At 71.3% G+C, this 24,119-nt stretch carries 20 protein-coding genes and 1 pseudogene; 9 read left to right on the top strand and 12 right to left on the bottom strand.

Annotation, left to right across the window (positions count from 1 at the left end; genetic code table 11):
• Window positions 1-87 precede the first annotated feature (87 nt).
• A complete protein-coding gene (gene mshD, locus QFZ71_RS13305; RefSeq protein ID WP_307668449.1) occupies window positions 88-1,011 on the bottom strand; it encodes a mycothiol synthase in 924 nt (307 codons plus the stop codon).
• Between the two features lie 386 nt (window positions 1,012-1,397).
• Between mshD and QFZ71_RS13300 the strand changes: the two genes are divergently transcribed.
• A complete protein-coding gene (locus QFZ71_RS13300) occupies window positions 1,398-3,209 on the top strand; it encodes a bifunctional UDP-sugar hydrolase/5'-nucleotidase (protein ID WP_307668448.1) in 1,812 nt (603 codons plus the stop codon).
• A gap of 670 nt (window positions 3,210-3,879) precedes the next feature.
• Here the strand turns inward: QFZ71_RS13300 and QFZ71_RS13295 are convergent.
• Window positions 3,880-5,064 (bottom strand): hypothetical protein, encoded by a 1,185-nt coding sequence (locus QFZ71_RS13295; RefSeq protein ID WP_307668447.1) that lies wholly within the window; start codon window positions 5,062-5,064, stop codon window positions 3,880-3,882.
• 419 nt (window positions 5,065-5,483) lie between these two features.
• Between QFZ71_RS13295 and QFZ71_RS13290 the strand changes: the two genes are divergently transcribed.
• A complete protein-coding gene (locus QFZ71_RS13290) occupies window positions 5,484-5,627 on the top strand; it encodes a hypothetical protein (protein WP_307668446.1) in 144 nt (47 codons plus the stop codon).
• 186 nt (window positions 5,628-5,813) lie between these two features.
• On the opposite strand, the gene QFZ71_RS13285 is transcribed toward QFZ71_RS13290, so the two are convergent.
• The 3 genes from QFZ71_RS13285 to QFZ71_RS13275 all read right to left on the bottom strand — a co-directional run bounded on the left by QFZ71_RS13285 (window position 5,814) and on the right by QFZ71_RS13275 (window position 8,709).
• The gene (locus QFZ71_RS13285) at window positions 5,814-6,209 is read right to left on the bottom strand and encodes a hypothetical protein (protein ID WP_307668445.1); all 396 of its coding nucleotides are present in this window, start codon (window positions 6,207-6,209) and stop codon (window positions 5,814-5,816) included.
• Window positions 6,210-6,554: 345 nt separating this feature from the next.
• Window positions 6,555-7,859, bottom strand: a complete 1,305-nt coding sequence (locus tag QFZ71_RS13280; protein ID WP_307671445.1) for an LPXTG cell wall anchor domain-containing protein — start codon at window positions 7,857-7,859, stop codon at window positions 6,555-6,557.
• Window positions 7,860-8,244: 385 nt separating this feature from the next.
• The gene (locus QFZ71_RS13275; RefSeq protein WP_307668444.1) at window positions 8,245-8,709 is read right to left on the bottom strand and encodes an ATP-binding protein; all 465 of its coding nucleotides are present in this window, start codon (window positions 8,707-8,709) and stop codon (window positions 8,245-8,247) included.
• A 251-nt stretch (window positions 8,710-8,960) separates the two neighbouring features.
• On the opposite strand from QFZ71_RS13275, the gene QFZ71_RS13270 reads away from it, so the two are divergent.
• From QFZ71_RS13270 to QFZ71_RS13260, 3 genes are all read left to right on the top strand, one after another.
• Window positions 8,961-9,812 (top strand): DUF5753 domain-containing protein, encoded by an 852-nt coding sequence (locus QFZ71_RS13270; RefSeq protein WP_307668443.1) that lies wholly within the window; start codon window positions 8,961-8,963, stop codon window positions 9,810-9,812.
• Between the two features lie 12 nt (window positions 9,813-9,824).
• Entirely contained in the window at window positions 9,825-10,019 is a 195-nt protein-coding gene (locus tag QFZ71_RS13265) for a DUF397 domain-containing protein (protein WP_307668442.1), read from the top strand.
• 283 nt (window positions 10,020-10,302) lie between these two features.
• Window positions 10,303-10,716, top strand: coding sequence for a hypothetical protein (locus tag QFZ71_RS13260; protein WP_307668441.1), 414 nt, complete (start codon window positions 10,303-10,305; stop codon window positions 10,714-10,716).
• Between the two features lie 82 nt (window positions 10,717-10,798).
• Here the strand turns inward: QFZ71_RS13260 and QFZ71_RS13255 are convergent, their stop codons facing one another.
• Window positions 10,799-11,272, bottom strand: coding sequence for a spore-associated protein A (locus QFZ71_RS13255; protein WP_307668440.1), 474 nt, complete (start codon window positions 11,270-11,272; stop codon window positions 10,799-10,801).
• 282 nt (window positions 11,273-11,554) lie between these two features.
• Here QFZ71_RS13255 and QFZ71_RS13250 point away from each other — a divergent pair, with 282 nt between their 5' ends.
• Window positions 11,555-12,196, top strand: coding sequence for a hypothetical protein (locus tag QFZ71_RS13250; RefSeq protein ID WP_307668439.1), 642 nt, complete (start codon window positions 11,555-11,557; stop codon window positions 12,194-12,196).
• 57 nt (window positions 12,197-12,253) lie between these two features.
• Here the strand turns inward: QFZ71_RS13250 and QFZ71_RS13245 are convergent, their stop codons facing one another.
• Entirely contained in the window at window positions 12,254-16,009 is a 3,756-nt protein-coding gene (locus QFZ71_RS13245; RefSeq protein WP_307668438.1) for a DNRLRE domain-containing protein, read from the bottom strand.
• Between the two features lie 399 nt (window positions 16,010-16,408).
• Here QFZ71_RS13245 and QFZ71_RS13240 point away from each other — a divergent pair, with 399 nt between their 5' ends.
• The 3 genes from QFZ71_RS13240 to QFZ71_RS13230 all read left to right on the top strand — a co-directional run bounded on the left by QFZ71_RS13240 (window position 16,409) and on the right by QFZ71_RS13230 (window position 18,587).
• Entirely contained in the window at window positions 16,409-17,380 is a 972-nt protein-coding gene (locus tag QFZ71_RS13240) for a phosphatidylinositol-specific phospholipase C (protein WP_307668437.1), read from the top strand.
• Window positions 17,381-17,565: 185 nt separating this feature from the next.
• Window positions 17,566-18,012 carry a helix-turn-helix domain-containing protein gene (locus QFZ71_RS13235; RefSeq protein WP_307668436.1) on the top strand — a complete coding sequence of 149 codons (447 nt, stop codon included), beginning with the start codon at window positions 17,566-17,568 and terminating at the stop codon, window positions 18,010-18,012.
• Window positions 18,013-18,044: 32 nt separating this feature from the next.
• On the top strand, window positions 18,045-18,587 hold the full coding sequence (locus QFZ71_RS13230; protein WP_307668435.1) for a putative toxin-antitoxin system toxin component, PIN family: 543 nt from the start codon (window positions 18,045-18,047) through the stop codon (window positions 18,585-18,587).
• A gap of 20 nt (window positions 18,588-18,607) precedes the next feature.
• Here QFZ71_RS13230 and QFZ71_RS13225 read toward each other — a convergent pair.
• From QFZ71_RS13225 to QFZ71_RS13205, 5 genes and pseudogenes are all read right to left on the bottom strand, one after another.
• Window positions 18,608-20,078: pseudogene (locus QFZ71_RS13225) on the bottom strand (ATP-binding protein).
• Window positions 20,075-20,812, bottom strand: coding sequence for a response regulator transcription factor (locus QFZ71_RS13220; RefSeq protein ID WP_307668434.1), 738 nt, complete (start codon window positions 20,810-20,812; stop codon window positions 20,075-20,077). The pseudogene QFZ71_RS13225 and the gene QFZ71_RS13220 overlap by 4 nt, the downstream one beginning before the upstream one ends.
• Window positions 20,813-20,927: 115 nt before the next feature.
• A complete protein-coding gene (locus QFZ71_RS13215) occupies window positions 20,928-22,001 on the bottom strand; it encodes a S1C family serine protease (RefSeq protein ID WP_307668433.1) in 1,074 nt (357 codons plus the stop codon).
• A gap of 203 nt (window positions 22,002-22,204) precedes the next feature.
• On the bottom strand, window positions 22,205-23,245 hold the full coding sequence (locus QFZ71_RS13210) for a LacI family DNA-binding transcriptional regulator (RefSeq protein WP_307668432.1): 1,041 nt from the start codon (window positions 23,243-23,245) through the stop codon (window positions 22,205-22,207).
• 24 nt (window positions 23,246-23,269) lie between these two features.
• Window positions 23,270-24,085 (bottom strand): response regulator transcription factor, encoded by an 816-nt coding sequence (locus tag QFZ71_RS13205; RefSeq protein ID WP_307668431.1) that lies wholly within the window; start codon window positions 24,083-24,085, stop codon window positions 23,270-23,272.
• Window positions 24,086-24,119 lie beyond the last annotated feature (34 nt).

Genomic DNA, 24,119 nt, shown 5'->3' with positions numbered 1-24,119 from the left:
ACTCCCGCCACGACAGTTTTTCTTCGTCGCCGGTTCTTCCTCTTCTGTGGTGGCGAAGCGACGGAAGCTGTCCCGTCCCTGATGGGCTCAGGACTCCGTGCGGTACATCAGGTCCACCTCGTGCGTGGTGAAGCCCATCCGCTCGTACACCGTCACGGCCGCCGTGTTGTCCGCGTCGACGTAGAGCATCGCGGTGGGCAGCCCCTCGGACGCCAGGTGGTGCAGTCCGATCGAGGTCAGCGCCTTGCCGAGGCCGCCGCCCTGGGCGTCGGGCGCCACCCCGACCACGTACACCTCGCCGAGCCCCTCCGGTGCGTGCACCTTCGTCCAGTGGAAGCCGACGAGCGCCCCGTCCCGTTCGGCCAGGAAGAAGCCCTTCGGGTCGAACCAGGGCTCCGCCTTCCGGTCGTCCAGGTCCTGCTGCGTGAGGGAGCCCTGTTCGGGGTGGTGGGCGAAGGCGGCGCGGTTCACGGCGAGCCAGGCGGCGTCGTCCCGGCCCGGCTCGAAGGTCCGCACGGTGACGCCCTCGGGCAGCACCGGATCGGGCAGGCCGAGCGGGACCAGGGTGCGGCGGAGCTGGCGCAGTTCACGGAAGAGGGAGAGGCCGAGGACCTGGGCCAGGTGGCGGGCGCCCGAGCTGCCGCCGTGCGCCCAGACCCGCAGCCGCTTGCCGGTCGCGGAGAGGAGCGCCGCGCCGAGTGCCCGGCCGTGCCCGCTGCCGCGCCGGTCGGGATGGACGACCAGCTCGGCGGCCGGGGCCTCCACGGGGTCGGTGTCCTCCAGTTGGGCGTACCCGGCGAGCGCCCCCTCGACGGTGAGGAGGAAGTGCCGTACGCCCTCGCGGCGTCCGCCCCGGATGCGGAGTCTGCCCTGCTCGGAGACCGCCTGCCGGCCGTCGTACCGGGCGGCGCCGGCGAGCAGGGCGAGGACGGCGTCGGCCTGCGCGGAGTCCAGTGCGTCGAGGGTCCGGATCTCCCGTCCGGGAGCGGGAAGGGATGCGTCAGTCGTCATGCGTCCGAGCGTACGGCGAGGGGGGCCGGGGCCGGGGCCCGGCCGAGCGGGCCCCACGCACCGGGATCGCGGGCCGGGCCCACGCGCCCCCCCGGCCGGGCCCACGCGTCCCGCACCGGGGGCGCGTACCGGGCCCCCTCGCCCCCCGGCCGGGCCCACGCGCCGGACCCCGGGGCCGGGCGCGCCGACGAGATGGCCGGTTCGATGCGTCCGTTTGGCCGGATGGCAACCAGGTCGTAACCCCGAACACCTGTTGCGCTACGCGCGTTGACTCTAGGCTGCGGCACGCAGGATTCCCGAAGTGCGCCGCCATACGTGATAACTGGTGACATAAGCGGCATCGACGGCACCTGTGACACCTCGACCACTGACACACAAGGGGACCGATGCCAGCGACTCCGCAGAAGAACCGCGTGACACGGCGGGCGCTCGCCGCCGCGGCCGGGCTGGCCACCATGGGCGCGCTCGTCGCCGCCATGCCGGCCGACGCCCGGGACCGCGGCCACGGCCATGGACACGGGCACCAGCCCCGTACCGTCGATGTGCAGTTGCTGTCGTTCAACGACCTCCACGGCAACCTGGAGCCGCCGGCCGGTTCGGCGGGCAACGTCTCCGAGAAGCAGCCCGACGGCACGGTGAAGGCGATCCCGGCCGGTGGCGTCGAGTACCTGGCGACCTCGCTGCGCACCGCGCGCAAGGGCAACCCGTACTCCGTCACGGCGGCCGGCGGCGACATGGTCGGCGCGAGCCCGCTGCTGTCGGGCCTCTTCCACGACGAGCCGACGATCGAGGCGCTGAACGGCCTCGACCTGGACGTCTCGGCCGTCGGCAACCACGAGTTCGACGAGGGCGCGACCGAGCTGGCCCGCCTCCAGAACGGCGGCTGCCACCCGGTCGAGGGCTGCTACGAGAAGGGCGAGGAGTTCGACGGCGCGGACTTCCCCTACCTCGCGGCCAACGTGACCGAGGAGAAGACCGGCAAGCCGCTGCTGAAGCCGTACACGGTCTGGAAGAAGAACGGCGTCAAGATCGGCTTCATCGGTGTGACGCTGGAGGGCACCCCGGACATCGTCACCGCCAACGGCGTCAAGGGCCTGAAGTTCCACGACGAGGTCGAGACGATCAACAAGTACGCCCGCGAACTGGACCGCAAGGGCGTCAAGTCCATCGTCGCGCTGATCCACGAAGGCGGGGCCCCGGCCTCCACCTCGTACAACTACGACTGCGACAGCCCCGGCGCGGGCGACGGCATCTCCGGCCCGATCGTCGACATCGCCAAGGGCATCACGCCGAAGGTGGACGCCCTGGTCACGGGTCACACCCACCAGGCGTACGTCTGCACCGTCCCGGACCCCTCCGGCCAGCCGCGCATGGTCACCTCGGCCTCGTCGTTCGGCAAGCTGTACACGGACACCACGCTGACCTACGACCGCCGCACCAAGGACATCGTCCGTACGTCGGTGAAGTCCGCGAACCACATCGTGACCCGCGACCAGCCCAAGGCCGCCGACATGACGCGCCTGATCGACCGCTGGAACAAGCTCGCCGCCCCGATCGCGAACAAGCCGCAGGGCTGGATCAGTGCCGACATCAACGGCCGCGGTTCCACCGCCCTGGAGAAGCCGCTCGGCAACGTCATCGCGGACGCCCAGCTCGAAGGGCTCGCCCCGGCCGACAAGGGCGGCGCGGAAGTCGCGTTCATGAACCCGGGCGGGATCCGCGCGGACCTGGTGCACAAGGCGTCCGGCAGTGAGGGCGACGGGGTCGTCACCTACGGCGAGGCGTTCACCGTGCAGCCGTTCACCAACATGATGAACGTCGTCGACCTGACCGGCGCCCAGCTGGTCGCCGCCCTCCAGCAGCAGGTCAGCGGCTCCAACGAGGCCAGCCCGAAGATCCTCCAGATCTCCGAGGGCCTCACCTACACCCTCGACCTGACGAAGACCGGAGCGGCCCGCGTCGTCACCGACACCATCAAGCTGAACGGCGAGGCGATCGACCCGGCGCGCAGCTACCGCGTCGCCATGAACGAGTTCCTCGCGGGCGGCGGCGACGGCTTCCCGGCCCTCGGCCAGGGCACGAACAAGCTGGTCGGCGCGTCCGACCTGGACCTGTTCAACGCCTACCTGGCGGCCCACTCCACGGCCACCGCCCCGCTGGCCCCGCCGGCGACGGACCGGATCACGATCGTCAAGTAACTCATCGGCGGTACAGGGGCGGTGGGCCTGCGGGCCTGCCGCCCCTTTGCGCTGTGTGGGGGGCGAGCCCGTCCCGGAGCGCCTGCTGCGGCGTTCCCGGCCGGGCGGGTTCCGGGCGTGGCCGGGTTCACCGTGCCCGGCGCGTGCGCCTGCGGTTTCTCCCGCACTGGCGGCAACCGTCCCGTTCCCACGCCGGGACGGTACGCGGAACTCGGCCCTCGGTACGTCGCCGGGTGCGGTGGAGGGAGCAGGCGCGGGTTCTGACGCGCCACCGGCGGCGCGGGGGAACGTAGGCGGGGCAGAGGCAGCGGCTGGGGCTGTCCTCGTCCTTGCCTGAGCATCTTCCGGTACGGTCCCGGTGAAGTTCCGGGCGGTGGCGGCATTCGCGGTTGCGGCAGTAGTCGGCAGGTCCGCCGACGAAGGCCAGCAGGAGGATGAACAGCGCGGCCGGGACAGCCGCCCACCTCGTCATCAGGACGACAGCCTCCGGAACGTTCCCCTGCACGTGCGTGCCTCCTGTTCCCCCCGCACCCTCGGGAGGGCACCTCGCCAACGGTCTGCCCGTCGGCAGGAGTGCCCAACCCACGATGCCGCCGGGGCGGCCCCGTGCCCTCCGCCGCCGATGCGGACCGCACCTCCGACTCGGGTCACCGGACGGCGTTCCGGCGGATCAGGCGGCGGCGGTCTGCGCGAACTCCATGGCGTGGGCGTGGTGTTCGCGGCAGTCGCGGCAGTGGCCGGGGGTGGGTGAGCGGAAGGCGCGGTCGCAGCCGTCGCAGGTCTGGAAGGGGGTGACGGTGACGCGCGGCCGGGTGGGGGCGGTGAGGTCGTGGGCGTGGGGGAGTGGCGGGGGCAGATGGGCGGTGAGGCGGTGTCCGAGGAGTTTGGCGGGGTGGCGGAGCGGCTGCGGCAGGTCGGTGGTGAGGGTGCGGCGAATCGTGTCGGGGTGGGCGTCGCGTTCCAGCCAGGCGGCGACGCCGGGGGCCAGGTGACGGATGGCGTCCTCGGAGAGCGTCAGATCCGGTGCGTCGCGCCGTAGGTCGCTGAGGAGTGCGGTGGCGGCGCGGTCGAGCTCCGGGGTGTGATCGCGGGGCTGGGGGAGCGGAGGGGGCGGGGGCTTGCGCGCGGTGGGGTGGGGGACCAGCGGCACGAAGGGGGCCGGTACGGCCGGTACGAAGGGGGCCGAGGCGCGTGGGGGTGGCGCGATCGGCGCGGGGGCGAGCGGTGCGGGGGCGACCGGCGGGGGCGGTACCCGAGGGGGCGGTACGGCAAGGGCTGGGCGTAATGCCGGTGCGGGCGGTCCGGGCGCGGGGGACGGGGCCTGTGCGACTACCGGTGCGGGTGCGGTTACGGGGGCGATGGCTGGCGGCGGTGCCGGGGCCGGGGCCGCGTCCTGAGGGATCGGGGCCGGGGCCGACGGCGGCACCGGTGCGGATGCCGGGGCCGCGGGGTGCTGGACGGGGGCTGCGGGGCGGGGAGGGAGCGTCAGCGCTGTCGGCTGGTTGCAGAAGACCGTGCGGGTGATGATCCGGCCGTCGGGCAACCGGTCGCGGACGCGTCGCAGGTAGCCGACGGCTTCCAGCTCGCGCAGCGCGGCCGCGATGCGCTTCTCGCCTTCGCGGCAGTGGGCGGCGAGGGCCTTGATGCTGACTTCCGTCCCCTGGGGCAGGGACTGGATGCGGACGGCGATCCCGATGGCGGTGAGGCTGAGTTCGGGGTGCTGGGCGAGGTGGTTGCCGACGACGGTGAAGCGGGCGGTGTGCGGGATGACGATGTGGAGGACGCCGGAGGCGGGGAGAGGGCCCGGAATCTCTGCGAGGGCGCGCCTGAGCGCAGTATTCTGCTGGGTATCCATCGGGAAGCTCCTGACTTCCTTGGTGGCCAGGCCCTCGGTTGGGATTGCACTCCCGGTCGGGGGCCGACGTATGTGCGGTTGTGGTCTGGCGTGAGCATATGCCGGACAACCGGCCCCAAAGCGAGCTGAGTTAGGAAAACTCACCCATGTGGGTGACCGCGCCCGTGGACGCCCCCGGATGCCCCCGGGGGTGCGTCAGGTGGTCACCGGGAGGGTGGGGTCGGGTGGGGTTTTTTCTCTTGGTTCTTTGAGTAGTTGATGTCGTGCCACACCGGGTCGCGGTGGGGAACGACCCGGTGGCGGCGTGTCGGCGCGCCTCGGAGCCGTACCGGGTCCTCCTCCCGCGCGACCCGGCGTGACCTGCGCGTACGGCAGAAAGGGGGAGGTCTCTCCGCCTGAGGCTGTGGCAGGGTCCGCGCATGTCCGTCAGCGTTGCCTACCCCGTCTTCCGGACACCCGACCTCGATCTGGCACTGCGGGTGGCGCGCCGGATGGTGGCCTTCGGCGTCCGGCCCCGCTCCGGGGCCGACAGCCTGGCTGACGACGGGCAGACCTTCCGTTGACCGTCTCGGTGCTCGACCAGCCTCCAGGGAGCATCGAGGATCACTTCGCCGCGGTGGCAGGCCCCTGTCCCGCTGAGATCGCCGGCCCTCCCTGTCGTAGCCGGGGGCCGGAGCGCGTAGCCCGGTCAGCAGTTCCGCGGCAGGGGGCGGGGCGGCCCGGCTGACAGGGCCACCCCTCGCGGTTGCCTACTCGTTGAACCCCGCGGAGTGAACGCACGAACTGGAGGCGGTGTCCCACGGGTTGGTCGGGTACCTTCCGGCGCAGAAGGTCATGACGTAATGACCGCCGTTGCCGATGTCGTGCACCGCGCTGCCGCAGCCGCTGTCACCGCCGTCCGACAGGTTCAAGACCCGCTTGTAACCCCCGGTGGTGACGAACGAGTCGTACCAGAGGGTGCCGTACACGCCGGTCCCCTCCGCCCTGGTGTCGCAGACCCGGAAGGTGTCTCCCTCGTCGATGTGCTTCATGTAGCCGTAGCCGTTCGAGATGGTCCTGTCCGCCGCGGAAGCGGGCGTGGCCATCACCCCGACCAGGGCCACGGCGCTCACGCCGGCCACGGCTACGCGGCTCAGTACAGACATAGATCCTCCTCGTCCTCCGGAGGGCCGCTCTTTGCGGCCCGGAGCGGTACCGGAGCAACGGGAGTAGACGCTTTCAGGCCAGAACCGGTCCGGCCAGCACATTGGCCCGTCTGTGAGCGGCGTCACTCCCGTGGGTGGCGCACGCAGGGAGGAGGGCGGCTCGCGTGGTGATTTCCGTGAGCTCTGGGGAGCGAAGCGGAGCAGGGCCAGGCCCGGATTCCGGGCCTGGCCCTGCCTCAGGGACCTCTCGTGTGGGACGCGTTGGGGACCGGGGCGGAGGCCGCGATCGGCTGAGGGGGCGGGGCCGCGACCGGCCCCGCCCCCTCACCGTTCACCGCATCACCGTCAGGCGTCCGGACCGGACTTCCGGCGGCGGACGACGAACACCGCCGCCGCGCCGAGCAGCACGGCCGCGCCGCCCGCGAGCGCGATGGAGGTGGTGGCGGAGGCCGAGCCCGTGGCGGCGAGGGTGCCGGTCGCCGCCGGGGTGCCCGATGTCGAACCCTGGGGCTTGGTACCGGTGTTGCCGGTACCGGGCTTCGTGGTGCTCGACGGCTTGGCGTCCTCCGTCTTGCCGGGCTTGCTGCCGGCGGCCTTGACGTCGAACTCGTACATGTCCACGCCGGGCGTGCCGCCGCAGGAGCCGTCCTCGTTGTAGAAGTCGGCGGCGATGAACGCGACGCCGTTCCCCGCCGGGGTGGCCTTGTCGAGGGTGAGGCGCAGCTTCACATCGGCGTGCGTGCCCGGCTTCAACGCCCCGAGGCCGTCGATGTAGTTGTCCTCGTCCGCGTTCTTCCACGTCGGGGAGGACTTCGTGGACCACTGGAGGCGGAAGAACCTACCGGTCTCCTTGACGCCGCCCTTGTCGGTCGCGTGGACCCCGGCGTACGCGATGACCTCGTCCATGTGCTGGTCGGAGCCGTTCTTCACACGGAGGGAGAAGTCCGTGGTCGTTCCGGCGACGAGCTTGGTCGGCAGGCCGGTCACCTCGGCGGTGAGCTCGTCCACGAGCTCGCACGCCTCGCCGTCCTCCTCCGCCTCCTTGATGGCCGCTGCCAGCGCGGCTTCGGCCGCGATCTTCGCGGCGAGCGCGTCGTCCGCCGCCTTGTCGATCACGCTGTAGGCGCGGACCGCCGCGACCCGTGCGTCGTCGACCGCCGTCACGGCCTCCGCCGCCTCGGTGTCGGCGGCGGCCTTGGCGGTGGCGGCCGTGGCCGCGTTCGCCTCGGCCTGGGTGACGGCGGTCTCGGCGGCGGCCCTCTGCTCCTCGGTGGCATCCTCGGGCAGGGCTGCGAGGGCGGCCTTCGCGTCGGTCACGGCCTGGTCGGCGGCGGTCTTCGCGGCGGCGGCGTCCTTGGCGGCCTGCTTGGCGGCAGCCTCGGCCACGGCGAGGGGGTGGGTGCTGCCGAGCTCGTCGAGCGTCTTCCTCAGCTGGATGATGGCGTCGGCCTTCGCCAGGGCGGCCTTCTCGTACGCCTTCTTCGCCTCGGCGGCGTCCGCCTCCAGCTCCTTGATGGTCGGTTTGTTCTTCTTCTCCTGCGTCTGCGCCGCCGGCTTGGCGTCGGCGTACGCGGGGGAGACGGAGAGCAGCACGGCAGGGGTGGTCACGGCGAGCGCGACGGCGGTGGCGAGTGCGCGGCGGATCTTCACATGGTTCCTTGGGTCGGCTCCGAAGGAGGCGGAGCGGAGGTGCGTCGTCCCGGCGGTGCGGCCTCCGGGCGGTACGTCGTGGTCCGCGGTCCGTACGGTGCGGTGGCCGGTCCGGTACGCGGGTACGGAGCGGGCGGCTGCCACGGCGGAACGGATCACGCGGGCTGCCTGTGCTGATCGTATGGTGACCTGGTGACGGTGCCGGGTGAATATTCCGGACCCGGAGCCGCGGCGGCGTCGCGCGGCGCGGACAGACGACGCCAAAGCGCGCAGTTGCCCTCGTTTTCCGTGTTTTCGCTGTGACGAAGACCATGTGGGGCGCTTCCCGCCGTGGTCCGTCCGGCGTGCCGACCGGATGGCGGAGGTGCGTCGATGGCCGTCGCAGTCACGGCGTCGCGCCGGGCCGCCCCAGCGTGAACCAGACGAGCGTGCGCCCCGGGTGTTGCGGACCGCCGCCGTCCGTCCCCCAGGCCAGCGCCAGATTCTCGACGAGAGCGAGCCCCCGCCCGTGTTCCTCCTCCGGGCTCGCCCGCCGGGGGCCGAGCGCGCCGGTGAGCGTGCCCGTGAGTGGACCGCCTTCATCCGTGACGGTGAAAGTGACCTGTCCCCGATTGACGGCCGCTTCGACCCGGATCAGGGGCGTACGGGTGTGGCGGTGCGCGTTGGTGACCAGCTCGGTCACGCAGATCCGGGCGTCGTCGACCAGCCCGGTGTGTCGGCAGACCATCAGGAGCGAGGCGACGAAGTCCCGTGCGAGGCGCGGTGCCCCGGCGGTGTTCGGCAGGATGAGCCGGTAGACCTCTACGCCGATCGGGTGGTGAGGTACGGGAGTTGGGCTTGCAGCGGTCATGGCGGTCTCCCCAGGTGGTCCGGTTCGGTGAACGGATGCGCTGCGCCCGGCCCGTGGCGATGGCTGCTTCACCGCCTGCGTCAACGCATGGCGGCACGACCGCACTTCGGGGTTCCAGGGTGGAGCGCTGTGCTGTGGGGATGACCCTAGCCAGGAGTCTCACTTGTGTGACGCATTCGGAAAATTAAGAGACCGAATGGATTACCGTGGCCGTGCCAGCCAGACTGTGAGCCGACCAGAGGAGATCGTCGATGCCACCGAGGAAGGCGCCCACGGCACGGCAGTGCCGGGTGGGTGCCGAGCTGCGCAAGATGCGGCAGAGCGCGGGGCTCGCCCTCGCCGAGGCCGCCGCCCTGCTCAGTACGGACCGCACGGCCATCAGCAATACGGAATCCGGACGCTTCGGGGTGAGCGGGGAGCGGGTGCGCGCATGGGCGGGCGGCTACGCGTGCCCCGACGAGGCGTACGTGGAGGCGCTCGCGGCGATGGCCGAGGAGCGGGGGCGTGGCTGGTGGGAGGACTACCGCAACGACCTGACCAGTGGCGCGCTGGATCTGGCTGAACTGGAGCATCACGCGGTGGCCATCAGGGCCGTGCAGATCATGCATATGCCGGGACTTCTCCAGACCGAGGACTACGCGCGCGCGGTACTCGCGGAGACCGTTCCGCCTCCGGCGCCGGCCCGGCAGAGGCGCCATCTGTCCCTCCGGCTCAAGCGTCGGGACGTCCTCGACCGGCAGAACCCGCCCACCTGCACGTTCCTCGTCCACGAGGCGGCGCTGCGGATGACGTACGGCGACTCCGCCATCGCGCGTGGCCAGTTGGAGCACGTGCTGCGCGAGTCGGAACGCGACAACGTCACCGTTCGGGTGGTGCCCTTCGCCGCCGGCGGCTTTCCGGACGCCGGAAGCTCGACGCAGTATGTCTACGGACCCGTTCCGCAGTTGGATACCGTTCTGACGGACACGGCCACCGGGTCTGCGTTCCTGGACGCCGAGACGCGTCTGGCGAACTATCGAGCCGCGATGGATCGGATCGAGGGGCTGTCTCTTGATCCGCGAGAGTCAAGAGACTTCATTCGTGAAGTCGTACAACAAGTGTGAGGCGTGAAGTACGTGGAAATTCAGTGGCGCAAGTCGTCCAAGTCGTCGAACGCCGAGGGTAGCGCCTGTCTGGAGCTGGCCGAGCACGGTGGCGAGATCCTGCTGCGTGAGAGCGACAACCCCGACGTGGTCGTCCACACGACGCGGGCCAAGCTCCGGGCGTTCCTGGGCGGGGCGAAGGAGGGCGAGTTCGACGACTTCGCCTGAGTCTTCGTGACCCAGGAGCAAGTGGCCCCCATCGGCGCAGATGGGGGCCGCACTGTTTGTATCACTTGTTTATCCGGCCAGATTCACTCGTTAGACGTCAAACACTTGATACCTGCTCGCATCACGCGCTAGCTTCCTGGCATGCCGCCGCACCTGCGCGCGGCCAACTCCCCTTTCGACTGCGCCCGTTGGGGGAGTCGCGAGCCAGGAACGCCCCTGCCCGCAGCTCGTCACGCCAGCGGCGGGCAGGGGTGTTCCTGGTGCCACGTCAGGAGGCTGCGCCATGTGCGACCCCGATCCCGACCCGACGCGCCCCGAAGGTTCCGCCCTGTACGCGTACTGGTGCGAGCGGTCCACGTACCCCTTGTTACGCAGCGGGGCCCCCGACACCTTCGAGCGGCATTCCGTGGCCACCGCGACCCAGGCCGTCCGGTGGTTCCAGACCGATGCGCGTGCCGTCGCGGGGGCCATGGCTCCCGACGCGCGCCGCGAGGCTCTGGAAAGGATCGACGGGGGCGGTCGGGTCCGGTCGATCGCCGCCCTGCACCGGGGGCGCATCTGCGGGTTCTCGCTCGGGCACGGGGGCCGGTGGACGGAGTGGACGATGCGTCCCTACCTCGCGTTCGCCGTACCGGCCCGGCATCTGCTTCCCGTTCTGCCTCCGGGGTGCTGCTTCTGCGAGGCCCCGCGCCGGTGACCCGGCGTACACCACATGTCGCGGCCCGCAGCGTGGTGTGCGCACACCACGCTGCGGGCCGCTTCCGTTCCGTGCGGCTACATCACCGCTTCGCGGCCAGGGAGCCGCAGTTGGTGCCGTTCTTGCCGGCCACCTCGCCGGAGATCTCCCCGCGCCACGTCACGCACAGGCCGCGCGCGTCGAGGTAGACCGGGCCCGCGTACGTGGTGAAGTACCCCGTGTCCGTGACCGTCGTGGTGGGTGAGGCGAAGCCGAGCGAGGCCGTCATGTGCACGGCCTTGCCGGGCGTGGTGCGGACGGTCACCACACAGTTCTTGCCGGTGGCGGAGTTGTAGGTGAGGAATACGGTGCCCTTGGTGCCGATCTGGGCGGAGTTCACCACGGAGTAGCCGCTGCCGCAGGCTCCGTTGTACTGCGCGGCGGCGGCCTTGCTCGCCGTACCGGCCCGGTGGGCGGTCGGCTCCGCCGCGACGGCGGCCGGTGCGAGGGCGACCGCGGCGCAGGCGGTGGCGGTGACGGCGGCTCCGATGGCCGATGCACGTCGGATGTCGGTCATGTCGTTCCCCGGTTTCTCGTTTCGGTCACGGCGCGACGCCTGGTCGGGCGCGCGGCTCCCCACCCACCGGAGTGGTGTGAGTCACACCTTGTCGGACAGGTCGGGACGCGGAGGAGTTGTACCGTCCGCGCCCTGTTACACATTCATGACACAGACGGACAAGATCGACTTTTACGGGCCCTCGCGCGGAAGCCGGACACTCCGCCGCTCTCCGCGAGGTGGGGCAGGGGCGCGGGGCATCGCCCGAACGCCGTTCACGCACGGGCTCGTTAATGTAGGCGTATGGCTGATCATCAGAGCGGTACGGCCGAGTCGGTCACCGAGGTCTGGCTTGCCCTGACCGACTGGCTCGCCGTGCATGCCCCCGTTTCCCACGCCTCCCTCCTGCCGCCTGCCGCGGAGGAGGAGCTGGCCACCGTCGACGCCCAGCTGAAGCGGCGGCTCGGCTACGGACTGCCCGCCGAGGCGGCCGCACTGTGGCGGCTGTGCGGCGGTGTGCGGCACCAGGTCGTCGAGGCGGACGAGGAGGGAGAAGTCGGGTCCGGGGCGTTCCTGCCCGGCGGGGTGCTCTTCTCCCCCTCCGAGGCGCTGGGCCTGCGCCTCCCCGCGGACGGCGGGCACGACGGCTGGGGCGGCGCGCGGGTGGTCCCGTGGCTGACGCGGGACGAAGCGGGGCCCTTGCAGGGCCACTATGCCGGTGACGACGGCGTCGGACGATGGAACCTCGTGGACGAGCCGGTGTCGGAGCCCGCGTACGCGTCGGTCACCGCCTATCTCGAAGCCGTCCACCGCACCCTGACCGAGGGCCCGGCCGACCTGATGGGTTCCGATGTGCCCGGCGTCGTATGGGGCTGCCTGGTCTGGGACGACCCCGAGAATCCGGGTATGGACGAGGCGTTCGAGCACTGGACGCCGGTGCGCTGAGCAAGAGGCCCCCCGCCCCGCGGGTGCGGGGCGGGGGGCCTGGGTGTCACATGCCGGTCAGGGCTTCGTCATCGCGCAGACGAGCGTCGCCTTCGTCGGGTCGCACGCCTTGAACCAGCTGTTGCCGGGGTCCACGGTGTAGCGGTCCTGATCGAGGATCCGGAACTTCTTCAGGAAGCCCTCGTAGAAGAGTTCCGCCTTCATCGAACCGGAGTTGACCTTCAGGGACATCGAGGAACGCCCGCACTTCTCGTCAAACGTCGGGGCGTCGTAGCGGGTGTCGTCGAGCAGGTGCTCACTGCCGTCGTCCACCTTGGCCGCCACGGTCTGGATGCACTCGGCACCGCCGTTCTTGCCCGCCGTGTTCACTCCGCCGTTCGCCACGGGGACACCGGGCGACTGGTAGGTGGCGGAGAACGGGAACTCGTCGCACGAGATGGTCTCCGGTGCGCCGTCGAGCTCCGGGTGCAGGAACGTCCACGAGTGCTTGGCGAACCGCTTCTGCGGAACCCAGCCGTCCGACCGGGCGCCGGAGTACTTCGGGCACATCACCTTGTCGCGGTTGTTGTCCCGCTCGTAGCCCGACTCGTTGCGCGGCTTGGCCGGCAGGTACTGCAACGGGTCGGCGAGCGACCTGCCGGTCCCCTGGGACTTGGACTTGTTCTGGATCAGCCACACGTGCGCGGCGGCGGAGGGGTACTTCGCCGTGTTGAAGGTGTACTTGGGGTAGTACTGCGGCATCACGCAACCGCTGTTGGCGCCGTTCGCCGACACCTTGTCACAGCGGACGGTGACGGTGGGGGACCACGCGGGACCGCCGTCCACCCATTCGCCGCGCTTGCCGTTCAGCCCCAGGGGAGGCGTGACCTCGGTCTCCGGGTTGAACACGAAGCCCACGGGCATCGACTTCGACAGGTCGACATCGCGCGTGCCGGAGGCGTTCTGGACCGTGCCGTTCCACGTGTGGGAGGCGGTGCCGGTCGCCATGTGGCCGTCGCGGGGCTGGTTGCCGTCCATGCCCCCGTCCCAGGACAGGTCGTTGTAGAAGTCGAAGTTCTGCTGCCGGCCGTCGTCGTCACCGCAGCCGTCGCTGTCACACAGCGAATCGATCATGCCGACGGGGTTGCCGTCACCGAAGAGCACCGCCCGGTCCTCGGCGGGGAAGTCGTTCGAGATCGGGTTCAGCTCGATCCACGTCTTGATGCCGCTGCCCTGGGCGTCGACCTTGACCTGGTACGCGACCTCGAAGTGCGCGTTGTACCGCACCGGCAGCGTGCCGTCGGTGAACTTGGCCTCGGCCCGGTAGAACAGGTCGAAGAAGAGGCAGGCCTCGGTGCGGCTCATCAGCGACTTCTGGGCGTCGCCGAACAGGGACGGCTGGCACCAGGGGTCCGTGATGATCGGGTCCGGGTAGGAGCCGGCGCGCGTCATCCGGGCGCGCGCGGACTTGCGGGTGCCCTCCAGGGACTGCTCCTTCTTCGGAGTCAGCGTCACATCGGCGCCGCCGCTCTTGAAGGTGCGGGTGCCGGACAGCGGCTTGAAGCCGGGGATGCCGGCCTCCTGCGGGCTGTTGGGCTGGTTCGGGTCGGGCGCGTCCTTGTCGAGCGGCGGGATCGCGATGTCGATCTTCTGCGCGCGGTTGTAGTCGCGCGTCCCGGACGTGAACCCGTAGTCCTTGATCGGACCGGCATTGCCGGCCCGGTCGACGGTCTGCGTCTGCACGGCGTGGTTGCCGTCGGCGGTCGGCGTCACCGTGTACGTGGCGTCGGGAGCGAGCGCCCTGAACGCGCCGGTGGTGGTACGGACCGTCTGCCAGCCGAAGTCCGCGGCGTCGTCCTCGTACGGGTCGACCCGGAACCGCACTTCGGCGGCGTCAGGGGCGCCCGTGATGACATCGAAACCGCCCGCGACACCCGAGGGGCCGCCCCAGTTCTCCGGGTAGGTCGACGACACGATGGACTGCGGTTCGCCCGGCGCGGTGGTGTCCACGACGAACTGGGTCCACGGCGACCAGTTCAGGTTGTAGTGGGTGCCGTCGTAGGCGTTGGTGCGGAACTTGTACGTCCTGCCGTCCTTCAGCTGCCCGGCCGGGACGGTGACGGAGGCCGGCTTCCCGGAGTCCACGAAGTCGGAGACGATCAGGCCCTCACCGGCCGGGGTCGTGATCGGGGTGTTGGTGGCGGCGTCGTAGACCTGGAAGGAGCCGTTGACCTTGTCGCCGTCCGCGTCGGTGAAGGTGTCCCGCAGGATCGGGGTGGTGGTGTTGACCGCCCACACCCCGGCGTACGACCTGAACGGGGCGCCGGCCTGCCGGTTCGTCCCGTCCGAGGGCCGGTAGTTGTAGGTGACGGACAGCTTGGGCTGGTTGGCCGCGTTGTTGGCGGAGTTGACCCGCTTCCACGCCATGGTGTCGTCGGTCGCGGCGCGCAGGCCCATGTGGCCGCGGGTGACCTTCGCGGACGCCCAGGACTGGACGAGGGTGTCGACGTCGGCGTTGATCCAGCCGTCGGGCTGGGTCGCGGCGCAGTCCGTGTTGCCCCGCGTCTGGGTGGAGGAGTGGTACTCCTGCTTCCAGGTGGGCTGGGAGGACCAGCGCGACGCGGTGGAGGGGGCCGAGGTGTCCCAGACCGTCCACTTCTGCGCGCTGCAATCGGTGTTGCCCGAGTGGAAGTTCCACAGCGCCAGGTTGGTGTCGAGGATCAGCGCGTCCTGGATCGGCGTGGTGTTCCAGGTGATGAAGGAGCGAGCGGTACGGGGGGTGCCGTCGGCGTTCTTCGTGCCCGGATTGCCGAAGTCGAGCTCGGTGTCGGTGGACCAGTCGACGGTCTCGCCCTGCTGCACGTACGTGTCGAAGGTGTTCGACAGCGCCGAGGTGGACGGATCGACGGTGACCGGGTACTTCGTGTCCGGGTCGGCGAGGAAGCCGGCGTCCGGGGTGACGACCAGGTCGATCTCGCCCGGACCCTTCTCGACGACCTTCATGCCGACGCGGGCGCGGTTGGTGTGCTCACCGGACACCTTGTCGACGGCCGCGTCCCACATGACCGGGGCCGGCATGGTGGCCTTCTCGGCACCGGTCCTGGCATCGGTGAAGGTGACCGACCCGTCCTTGTTCGCCTCTGCCTTCAGCCCCTTGGCCTTCACCGGGAGGGTGTAGGTGTAGGAGCCGGCGGCCGGCCTCTCCCCGATCTCGACGAACTGCTCGAAGCCGCTGCGGGTGGCTTCGACGATGACGTCGGCACCGGGGACGGCGTCCGGGTAGCGGGCGCGGGTGCCGTCCAGCACGGGGGCGGGCAGGCCGCCCTTCCACTGGAGCGTCACCTGGTCGTCGCCGGTGCTGAGGGTGACGAGGTCGCGGGCGGAGTCGTCCTGCGCGGCACGCAGCGACTTCGCCGGTGTGCCGCCCTTGCCGCCCAGGCGCAGCCCGTTCGGGTGTGCCTTCGGGGCCACGGTGCCGTCGGCGCTCCGCGTGAGGGTGACATCGACCTTCTGCCACGCCCCGTTCTTCCAGACCCGCTCGGGGCCGGAGGTCAGGTCGGTGGTGAGGGTGCCGTCCGGGTTGGCGACGGTGTGGGTGGTGGGGGTCGTCTCGTCGGTGGCGACGACCTTCTTCCCGGTCTTCTTCGCCTGCGCGATCGCCCAGGCGATCGAGCCCTTGGCGTGCTGCGCCGCCCAGGCCAGGTCCGACGCCCGGACATCCTTCTCGGAGGGGGGCTCGGCGGATACCTTCGCGGTGGGGGCGGCCGGTTCGTCCGGTGCGGCGGTGGCCGTCTGGCCGGATATCAAGGCGGCTTCGACCGCCAGAACCAGCATTGACGCCAGGGCGATGCGCCCTCTTCGGCGTGGGGCGCGTGGGCGCCCGGTGGTGTGCTCGGACACGGGGGTGTCCTCCCTTCCGACCTTGCCGTTCGACAAGATCACCAGGGGAACCTAGAGGGGATCTGTGGGGGACCTGTGTGAGGAATCGAAGATTCCGCATGATCATGAACACGGTTGCGTGAGGGCGGGTGGAGTTCCTGTGAACGTTAGTTGCCCGAGGTGACCATCGCGTGAGGGTTCGTCACCGACGTTCATGGACGGCCGCGAACCGGGTATCACCGGCGCGCGTGCCGGGTGCCGGCCGCCCCCTTTCCTGACTGACGTGCACGCGACAGAATCGGGGCGCTCGGCCCGATGGGGCCAGGCTTCCCCACGGTCCTTGGAGGCACCCGCATGCCCACCCCCGCGCGCACCCCCGAGCCTCTGCCGCACGCCCCCGAGCCCCTGACCCGTACCCCCGGGTCCCTGTCCCGGCCTTCCCGCAGGGGATTCCTGGCCGGTGCCCTCGCCGTGTCCGCCACCGCGATCGTCGGCGCGGCGCCCGCCGTCGCCGCCACGCGGGACGGGCGTCGGGTGGTGCGGGGGACACAGGACTGGATGGCCGGTCTGCCCGACGGGACCACGCTCCAGCGGCTGACGATTCCGGGGACGCACGACTCGGGGGCCCGGTTCGGCGGACCCTGGTCGGAGTGTCAGAACACGACCGTCGCCCAGCAGTTGACGAGCGGCATCCGCTTCCTCGACGTACGGTGCCGGCTCATCGACAGCTCGTTCGCGATCCACCACGGGGCGGCGTTCCAGAACCTGATGTTCGGCGATGTCCTCGTCGCCTGCCGGGACTTCCTCGCCACGCACCCGACCGAGACCGTGCTGATGCGGGTCAAGCAGGAGTACTCCTCCGAGAGTGACGCCGCGTTCCGGGCGGTCTTCGACGACTACCTGGACCGGCGGGGCTGGCGGTCGCTGTTCCGCCTCGACCCCACGCTCCCCGAACTCGGCGGAGCGCGCGGCAAGGTGGTGCTGCTGGCCGACAACGGCGGACTGCCCGGTGTGCGTTACGGGGACTCGGCCCTCTTCGACATCCAGGACGACTACATGGCGGAGCCGTTCGCCAAGTACCCGAAGATCGAAGCCCAGTTCCGCAAGGCGGCCACCCAGCCGGGGAAGTTCTTCATGAACTACGTCTCCACCGCCGCCCTGATGCCGCCCCGCTGGAACGCCGACCGGCTCAACCCGCAGGTGCATTCCTTCCTGGAGCGCGCCGAGACCGCCGGATGGACGGGGCTGGGCATCGTCCCGATGGACTACCCGAACCAGCGGGCCGGTCTGGTGGAGTCGCTGATCCGCCACAACCCGACGGGGTGAGCACCGCTCCCCGCCGCCCCCGAAGATTCCGCCGCCGCCTCTGAGGGCCTCCCGGCCCGCCGCCTCACATCCCCGGCGGCGGGGCAGGGGAAGAAGCCGTCCGTACCGGACGCCGTCCTGATGCGACAGCTTGCGTTTCTTTCGAATTCTGCGATGCTGGGTTCACTCTCAAAGGAGACAGAGCTATGCACAGCACTGCGGAAGACCGCACGCTCCTGCCCGAGCACCGTGCGGAGATCGCTGAACTCCGGTCCTTCCTCGACCGGACGCCGGCCGCTGTCGAGCCCGCTCTGCTCCGGGGGCCCGACGGCGACACCCACAGCCTGCCCCCGGAGGTCTACGAAGCGCTCATGGTGGTGGTCCGGGCCCTGGCGGAGGGCAAGGCCGTGACCGTCGCGCCGGTGAACACGACGTTGACCACCCAGGAAGCCGCTGATCTTCTGGGTGTCAGCAGACCGACCTTCGTGAAGATCCTCGACGACGGCGGTCTGCCGTTCACCAGGCCGGGGAGGCACCGCCGGGTGCTCCTGGCCGACGTTCTCGCGTACAAGGAGCGCCGGCGCTCACAGCGTCGTCAGGGCCTCGACGCCTTGACCCGGCTGACCGAGGACTCCGGTCTCTACGGTGACTGACTCCCCGATTCCGCCGAGCTGACTGGAGCGATGTGCAGCGCGTCGTCCTGGACACCTGCGTCCTGTTTCCGAACTACCTCAGGGACACCCTGCTGCGACTGGCGGAGGTCGAGTTGTACGAGCCGCTCTGGTCGGTCGACATCCTGGACGAACTGACCAGGAACGTCGCCGAGCGGATCGGGGACCTCAAGGCCAAGAGGCTCGTCGGTGTCATGGCCGACGCGTTCCCGGAAAGCCTGGTGTCGGGGGATGCCCCGCTCATCCCCGCCATGACGAACGATCCCAAGGACCGGCATGTTCTGGCAGCGGCCATCGGGGGAAGCGCGCATGCCGTCGTCACCCTGAACCTGAAGGACTTTCCCCCGGCGGCGGCCGAGCCGTACGGGATCGAGGTGCTGCACCCCGACGAGTTCCTGCTCGACATGCTCGACCTCGTACCGGTGGAAGTGGGCGCGGTCCTCCGTACACAGGTGGGCGGGTACCGGAACGAACCCCGCGATCTGCACGGACTGCTCGACCGGATCAGCGCGGGCGGCGCGCCGCAGTTCGCCGCCGAGTTCCGCCGCCGCCTCTGAGGGCCTCCCGGCCCGCCGCCTCACATCCCCGGCGGCGGGGCAGGGGCCCCCGGCAGCTTGATCGTCGCCGTCGTGCCGGGGCCGTCGTCCGGGGCCGGGCGCAGGGCGATCGTGCCGCCCGCCTGGTGCACCGTACGGGCCACGATGGACAGGCCCAGGCCCGAGCCGGGGAGCTGGCGGGCGGAGGGGGAGCGCCAGAAGCGTTCGAAGACGTGGGGGAGTTCCTCGGCGGGGATGCCGGGGCCCCGGTCCCGTACCGTCAGCTCGCCCCGGTGCAGCCGCACGTCGATCGTGGCGCGCGGCGGGCTGAACTTCACCGCGTTGTCCAGGACGTTGACGATCGCCCGCTCCAGGGCCGCCGGCTCCGCCCGTACGTACCAGGGGGCCAGCTCCTCCGTGATCGTCAGCTCCGGGCCGCGCAGCCGGGCGCGGCGCACGGCCGTGCGGGTGATCTCGTGCAGGGCCACCACCTGGAGGGGGCCCGGCTCCGCCGCGTCCGGGCGGGCCAGTTCCTGGAGGTCCCCGATCAGCGCGGCCAGCTCCGTCATCTGGGCCTTCACCGAGGCCATCAGCGCCTTGCGGTCCTCCGCCGGGATCTGCCGGCCCGTGTCGTCGCTGCGCGCCAGCAGCTCCACGTTCGTCCGCAGCGAGGTCAGCGGGGTGCGCAGCTCGTGGCCCGCGTCCGCGATCAGCTGGGCCTGCCGGTCGCGGGAGGAGGCGAGCCGGGCCGCCATCGAGTTGAAGGAGTTCGAGAGGCGGGCGATCTCGTCCTCCCCGTCCACCGGGATGCGCACGGTCAGGTCCTCGGTACGCGCCACGTGCTCGACCGCCTCGGTGAGTTCGTCCACCGGCCGCAGTCCGGCGCGCGCCACCCACAGCCCGGCCGCGCCCGCGCCGACGACGCCGATGCCGCCGACGAGGACCAGCACCCAGGCGAGCGTGGACAGCGGTGCGTCGATCTCGCCGAGCGGGCGGGCCACCGAGACCGCGAGCTCGTTGTTGGCCTGGCCGGAGCCGACCACCGGCGGCAGTTTGCGGGTGTAGACCCGCATGTCCTTCCCGGCGTCGTTCTCCGTCGTGTGCAGGGCGTCGGTCCGCCGGCCCGCGGCCACCGCGACGTCGCTGGGCCGGGCGGGGACGGGCGTGGTGTTCGGGGCCGTGCAGTAGTCGCCGCTTCGCCGCGACGATCTGCACGGTGTACTGGCCGGGGAACTCCTGGGCCGGCAGCTGCCCGCCGCTCAGGCACGACGTCAGCAGATCGCGCATCGGCGCGTTGTCCATCTTCGCGTTGCGCAGCGAGTCGTCGAGCTGGTCCTCCAACTGCTCGCGGGTCACGAACCAGCAGGCCGCCGCCACCGCCGCCACCGCCGCCGCGACCGCCGTGGCCACGAGCAACGCCAGCCGGGAGCGCAGCGGCAGTGCCCGGAAGCGGCGGACGAACCGGTTAGCGCCGGACCCGGCCTCGCCCGCGGGGGGCCGCGCGGTGCTCACGCCTCGCCGCTCCCGCTCGTGCGCAGCGCGTAGCCCACCCCGCGCACGGTGTGGACGAGGCGCGGCTCGCCGGCCGCCTCCGTCTTGCGGCGCAGGTACATCACGTACACGTCCAGGGAGTTGGAGCTCGGCTCGAAGTCGAAGCCCCAGACGGCCTTGAGGATCTGCTCACGGGTCAGCACCTGGCGCGGGTGCGACAGGAACATCTCCAGCAGCGTGAACTCGGTGCGGGTCAGCTCCACCCGCCGTCCTCCGCGGGTGACCTCGCGGGTCGCGAGGTCCATCCGCAGATCCGCGAACGAGAGCACGTCGTCGTCCGGGGCGTCCGCGCCCGCCGCCGACGCCGCGTACGAGCTGCGGCGCAGCAGGGCCCGGATGCGGGCGAACAGTTCGTCCAGCTCGAACGGCTTGACCAGGTAGTCGTCCGCCCCCGCGTCGAGTCCGGTGACCCGGTCCCCGACGGTGTCGCGGGCCGTGAGCATCAGGATCGGGGTGGTCGAGCCGGTGGCCCGGATGCGGCGGGCGGCGGTGAGTCCGTCCATCCGGGGCATCTGGATGTCCAGGACGATGAGGTCGGGGGCGTACGTCTCGGCCATCGCCAGGGCGTCGTACCCGTCGACCGCGACCTGCGTCCCGTATCCCTCGAAGGCGAGGCTGCGGCGCAGCGCCTCGCGCACGGCCGGTTCGTCGTCGACGATCAGGACGCGCTGGGGATCGTCATCGGCGGGGCTCATCGCTCGCTGTCCTCTTCTCGTGTCGGCCCGGTCTGCGGGAGCCGTCCCGGCTTCTCGTGTCGGCCCGGTCTGCGGGAGCCGTCCCAGCCTTGCACGGCCGGGGCCCCGTGCGGGATCAGGTGCCGTCGCCCGCGCGCAGGGCGTCCAGGTCGGCCTTGAGGGTGTTCACCGGGATCGCGAAGCCGAGCCCCACGCTGCCCGCTGCGGAGCCGCTGCCGGCCGCCGACGAACTGGGCGCATACATCGCGGAGTTGATCCCGATGATCTCACCGTCCATGTTGATCAGGGCCCCGCCGGAGTTGCCGGGGTTGAGCGAGGCGTCCGTCTGGAGCGCCTTGTACGTGGTGGTCTCCTCGCCCGTGTCGCCGTTGAACTGCTGCCCGCCGAACTCGAACGGCCACTGACCGCCGCCGCCCTGCCCGCCCCGGCCCTGGTCCTGGCCGGAGCTGCCGGAGTCGTCCTTGGCGACCGTGACGTCCCGGTCGAGCGCGGAGACGATGCCGCTGGTGACGGTGCCGGTCAGCCCCTCGGGCGAGCCGATCGCCACGACCTGGTCTCCGACCTTGACCTGCGAGGAGTCGCCGAGCGCGGCCGTCTTCAGCCCGCTCGCCCCGCGCAGCTTGATGAGCGCGAGGTCCTTGTCGGGGTCGGTGCCGACCACGTCGGCCGTGTAGGTCTTCCCGGTCGGGAGGGTGACCTGGATCTGCTGCGCGCCCGAGATGACGTGGTTGTTGGTGACGATCTCCCCGTCCTCGGTGATCACCACGCCCGAACCGGTGGACCTGCCGGCCGACGAGGCCGCGCCGATCTCCACGATCGCGGGCGAGACCGCTTCCGCGACGCCCGCGACGGTGCCCTTGCTGCTCTGCGAGACGGTGGTGCCGTTGGCCACGCCGCCGGAGCCGGTCGCGGCGGCGTTCCGGCCGCCCTGGTGGCCGACGAGGGTCGCGGTGCCGCCGCCGATCACGCCCGCCGCGATCGCCACCGCCGCCAGCAACGCCACCGGCCGTCCGGCCTTGCGCCGGACGGTGGGTGCGTACGGGGGCGGAGGCGGGTAGCCACCGGCGTACGCGCCGCCGGTGTGCGTCGTACCGGTGGGCGCGGTGCCGTCGTACGGGTACGGGGAGGCGTACGGGGGCGGGTCCTGGTCCGTCGAGTGCGCGCCGCTCGGGCGAAGGTTCTCCGTCATGTCCACCAGGCTGGGCGGTGAAGATGAGAGGGGCCTGAGTACGTCCTGAGAAGCCCGGAAGAAGTGCGTATGCCCGCTGTGAGGACCGGGGTGCGCCGACGGGGGGAGGAACGCGGTGCGCCGCGAGGCGAGGCGTGCTCGCTGTACGAGCCGAAGGGTGGCGGCGGTGAGGACCGGAGCCCGGAGCGCCGAGGAGCGGGCGGTCAGCCCGCCGGGGTCGGTTCCCCGCAGCCGCAGGAGCGCCGGACCACCAGCGCGGAGGGGAACTGCTTCAGCCGCTCCCGCCGCGATCCGGAGATCCGGAGCGCGTCGTCCAGCACCAGGTCCACCGCGGCCCGCGCCATCGCCGGGCGGTCGGAGTGGACGGTGGTCAGCGGCGGATCGGTGAGGCCCGCCTCCTTCACGTCGTCGAAGCCCGCGACCGCCAGCTCGCCCGGCACGTCGATGCGCAGCTCGCGGGCGGCCCGCAGGACGCCGAACGCCTGGTCGTCCGTGGCGCAGAAGATCGCCGGCGGCCGGTCCGGGCCGGACAGCAGGCCGAGCGCCACCTGGTAGGCGTCGTAGCGGTTGTACGGGGCCTGGAAGAGCCGGCCCTCCGTGGAGCGGCCCGACTCGTGCATCGCCCGCCGCCAGCCCTCGACGTGGTCGGCGACCGGGTCGCCGACCACCGGGGTCTCCTCCGTACCGCCGAGGCAGGCCACGTACGGATGGCCGTGCTCCAGCAGGTGCCGGGTGGCGAGCTGGGCGCCGCCCACGTCGTCGGTGACGACGGCGACGTCGTCGATCGCCTCGGGGCGCTCGTGCAGCAGGACGACCCGTGCGTCCCACGCCTCGATCTCGGCTGCGGCGCGCTCGCTGGGGCCCTGGCTGACCAGGATCAGTCCGGAGACCCGCATCCCGAGGAAGGCCCGCAGATAGTGGACCTCGCGCTCGTCGCGGTAGTCGGAGTTGCCGACGAGGACCATCTTCCCGCGCTCGGCGGCGGCCTGTTCGACCGCGTGCGCCATCTCCGCGAAGAACGGCTGCCGGGCGTCCGGCACGATCATGCCTATGAGGTCCGTGCGGCGCGAGGCCATGGCCTGGGCGACGCGGTCGGGCCGGTACCCCAGCTGCTTGATCGCGGCGAGCACCCGCTCACGCGTGGCCGGGGCGACCGGCCGGGGTCCGTTGTTGATGACGTAGCTGACGACCGCTGTCGACGTCCCCGCCAGTCTCGCCACATCGTCCCGCGTCACCTTGGCCACGCGCCGCAGTCTACGCGGATGGACCTACCTCTTGGCAGCCTCCACCGGGGCTTCTTCCGTCGCCGCGGCCGGAGAGGGCTGCTCCGAACGGGTGGCGGGGTCGGCCGGTTCCCGCCGGGTCGCGGCCCGCTCCTTCGCCTTCTCGGCCGCGCGCTCGGACTTCTCCGGCTTCTCCGGCGTGACGAAGCGGTAGCCGACGTTGCGCACGGTGCCGATCAGCGACTCGTGCTCGGGGCCGAGCTTGGCGCGCAGCCGCCGTACATGGACGTCCACCGTCCGCGTACCGCCGAAGTAGTCGTAGCCCCAGACCTCCTGGAGGAGCTGGGCGCGGGTGAATACCCGGCCCGGATGCTGGGCCAGGTATTTCAGCAGTTCGAATTCCTTGAAGGTCAGGTCCAGGACCCTGCCCTTGAGTTTCGCGCTGTACGTCGCCTCGTCGACGGAAAGATCACCGTTGCGGATCTCCATCGGGGAGTCGTCGGACGTGACCTGGCGGCGGCCCGTCGCCAGCCGCAGCCGCGCCTCGACCTCCGCCGGGCCCGCCGTGTCCAGCAGGACGTCGTCGACGCCCCAGTCGGCGGTGACGGCCGCGAGGCCGCCCTCGGTGACCACGAGGATCAGCGGACAGCCGGGGCCCGTGGACCGCAGCAGCTGACAGAGCGAGCGGACCTGCGGAAGGTCGCGCCGCCCGTCGATGAGGATCACGTCGGCGCCCGGAGTGTTCACGAGGGCCGGGCCCTCGGCGGGGGCGACCCGCACGCTGTGGAGCAGCAGCCCGAGGGCGGGGAGCACCTCCGTCGACGGCTGGAGTGCGTTCGTCAGAAGCAGCAGTGAACTCATCGCCGCCCACCTGCCCGGTTCGGTCGATCGTCTG

Origin of the sequence: Streptomyces sp. V2I9 (assembly GCF_030817475.1) — a bacterium.
GTDB lineage: Bacteria > Actinomycetota > Actinomycetes > Streptomycetales > Streptomycetaceae > Streptomyces.
This window is presented reverse-complemented; position numbering and strand designations above follow the sequence as displayed.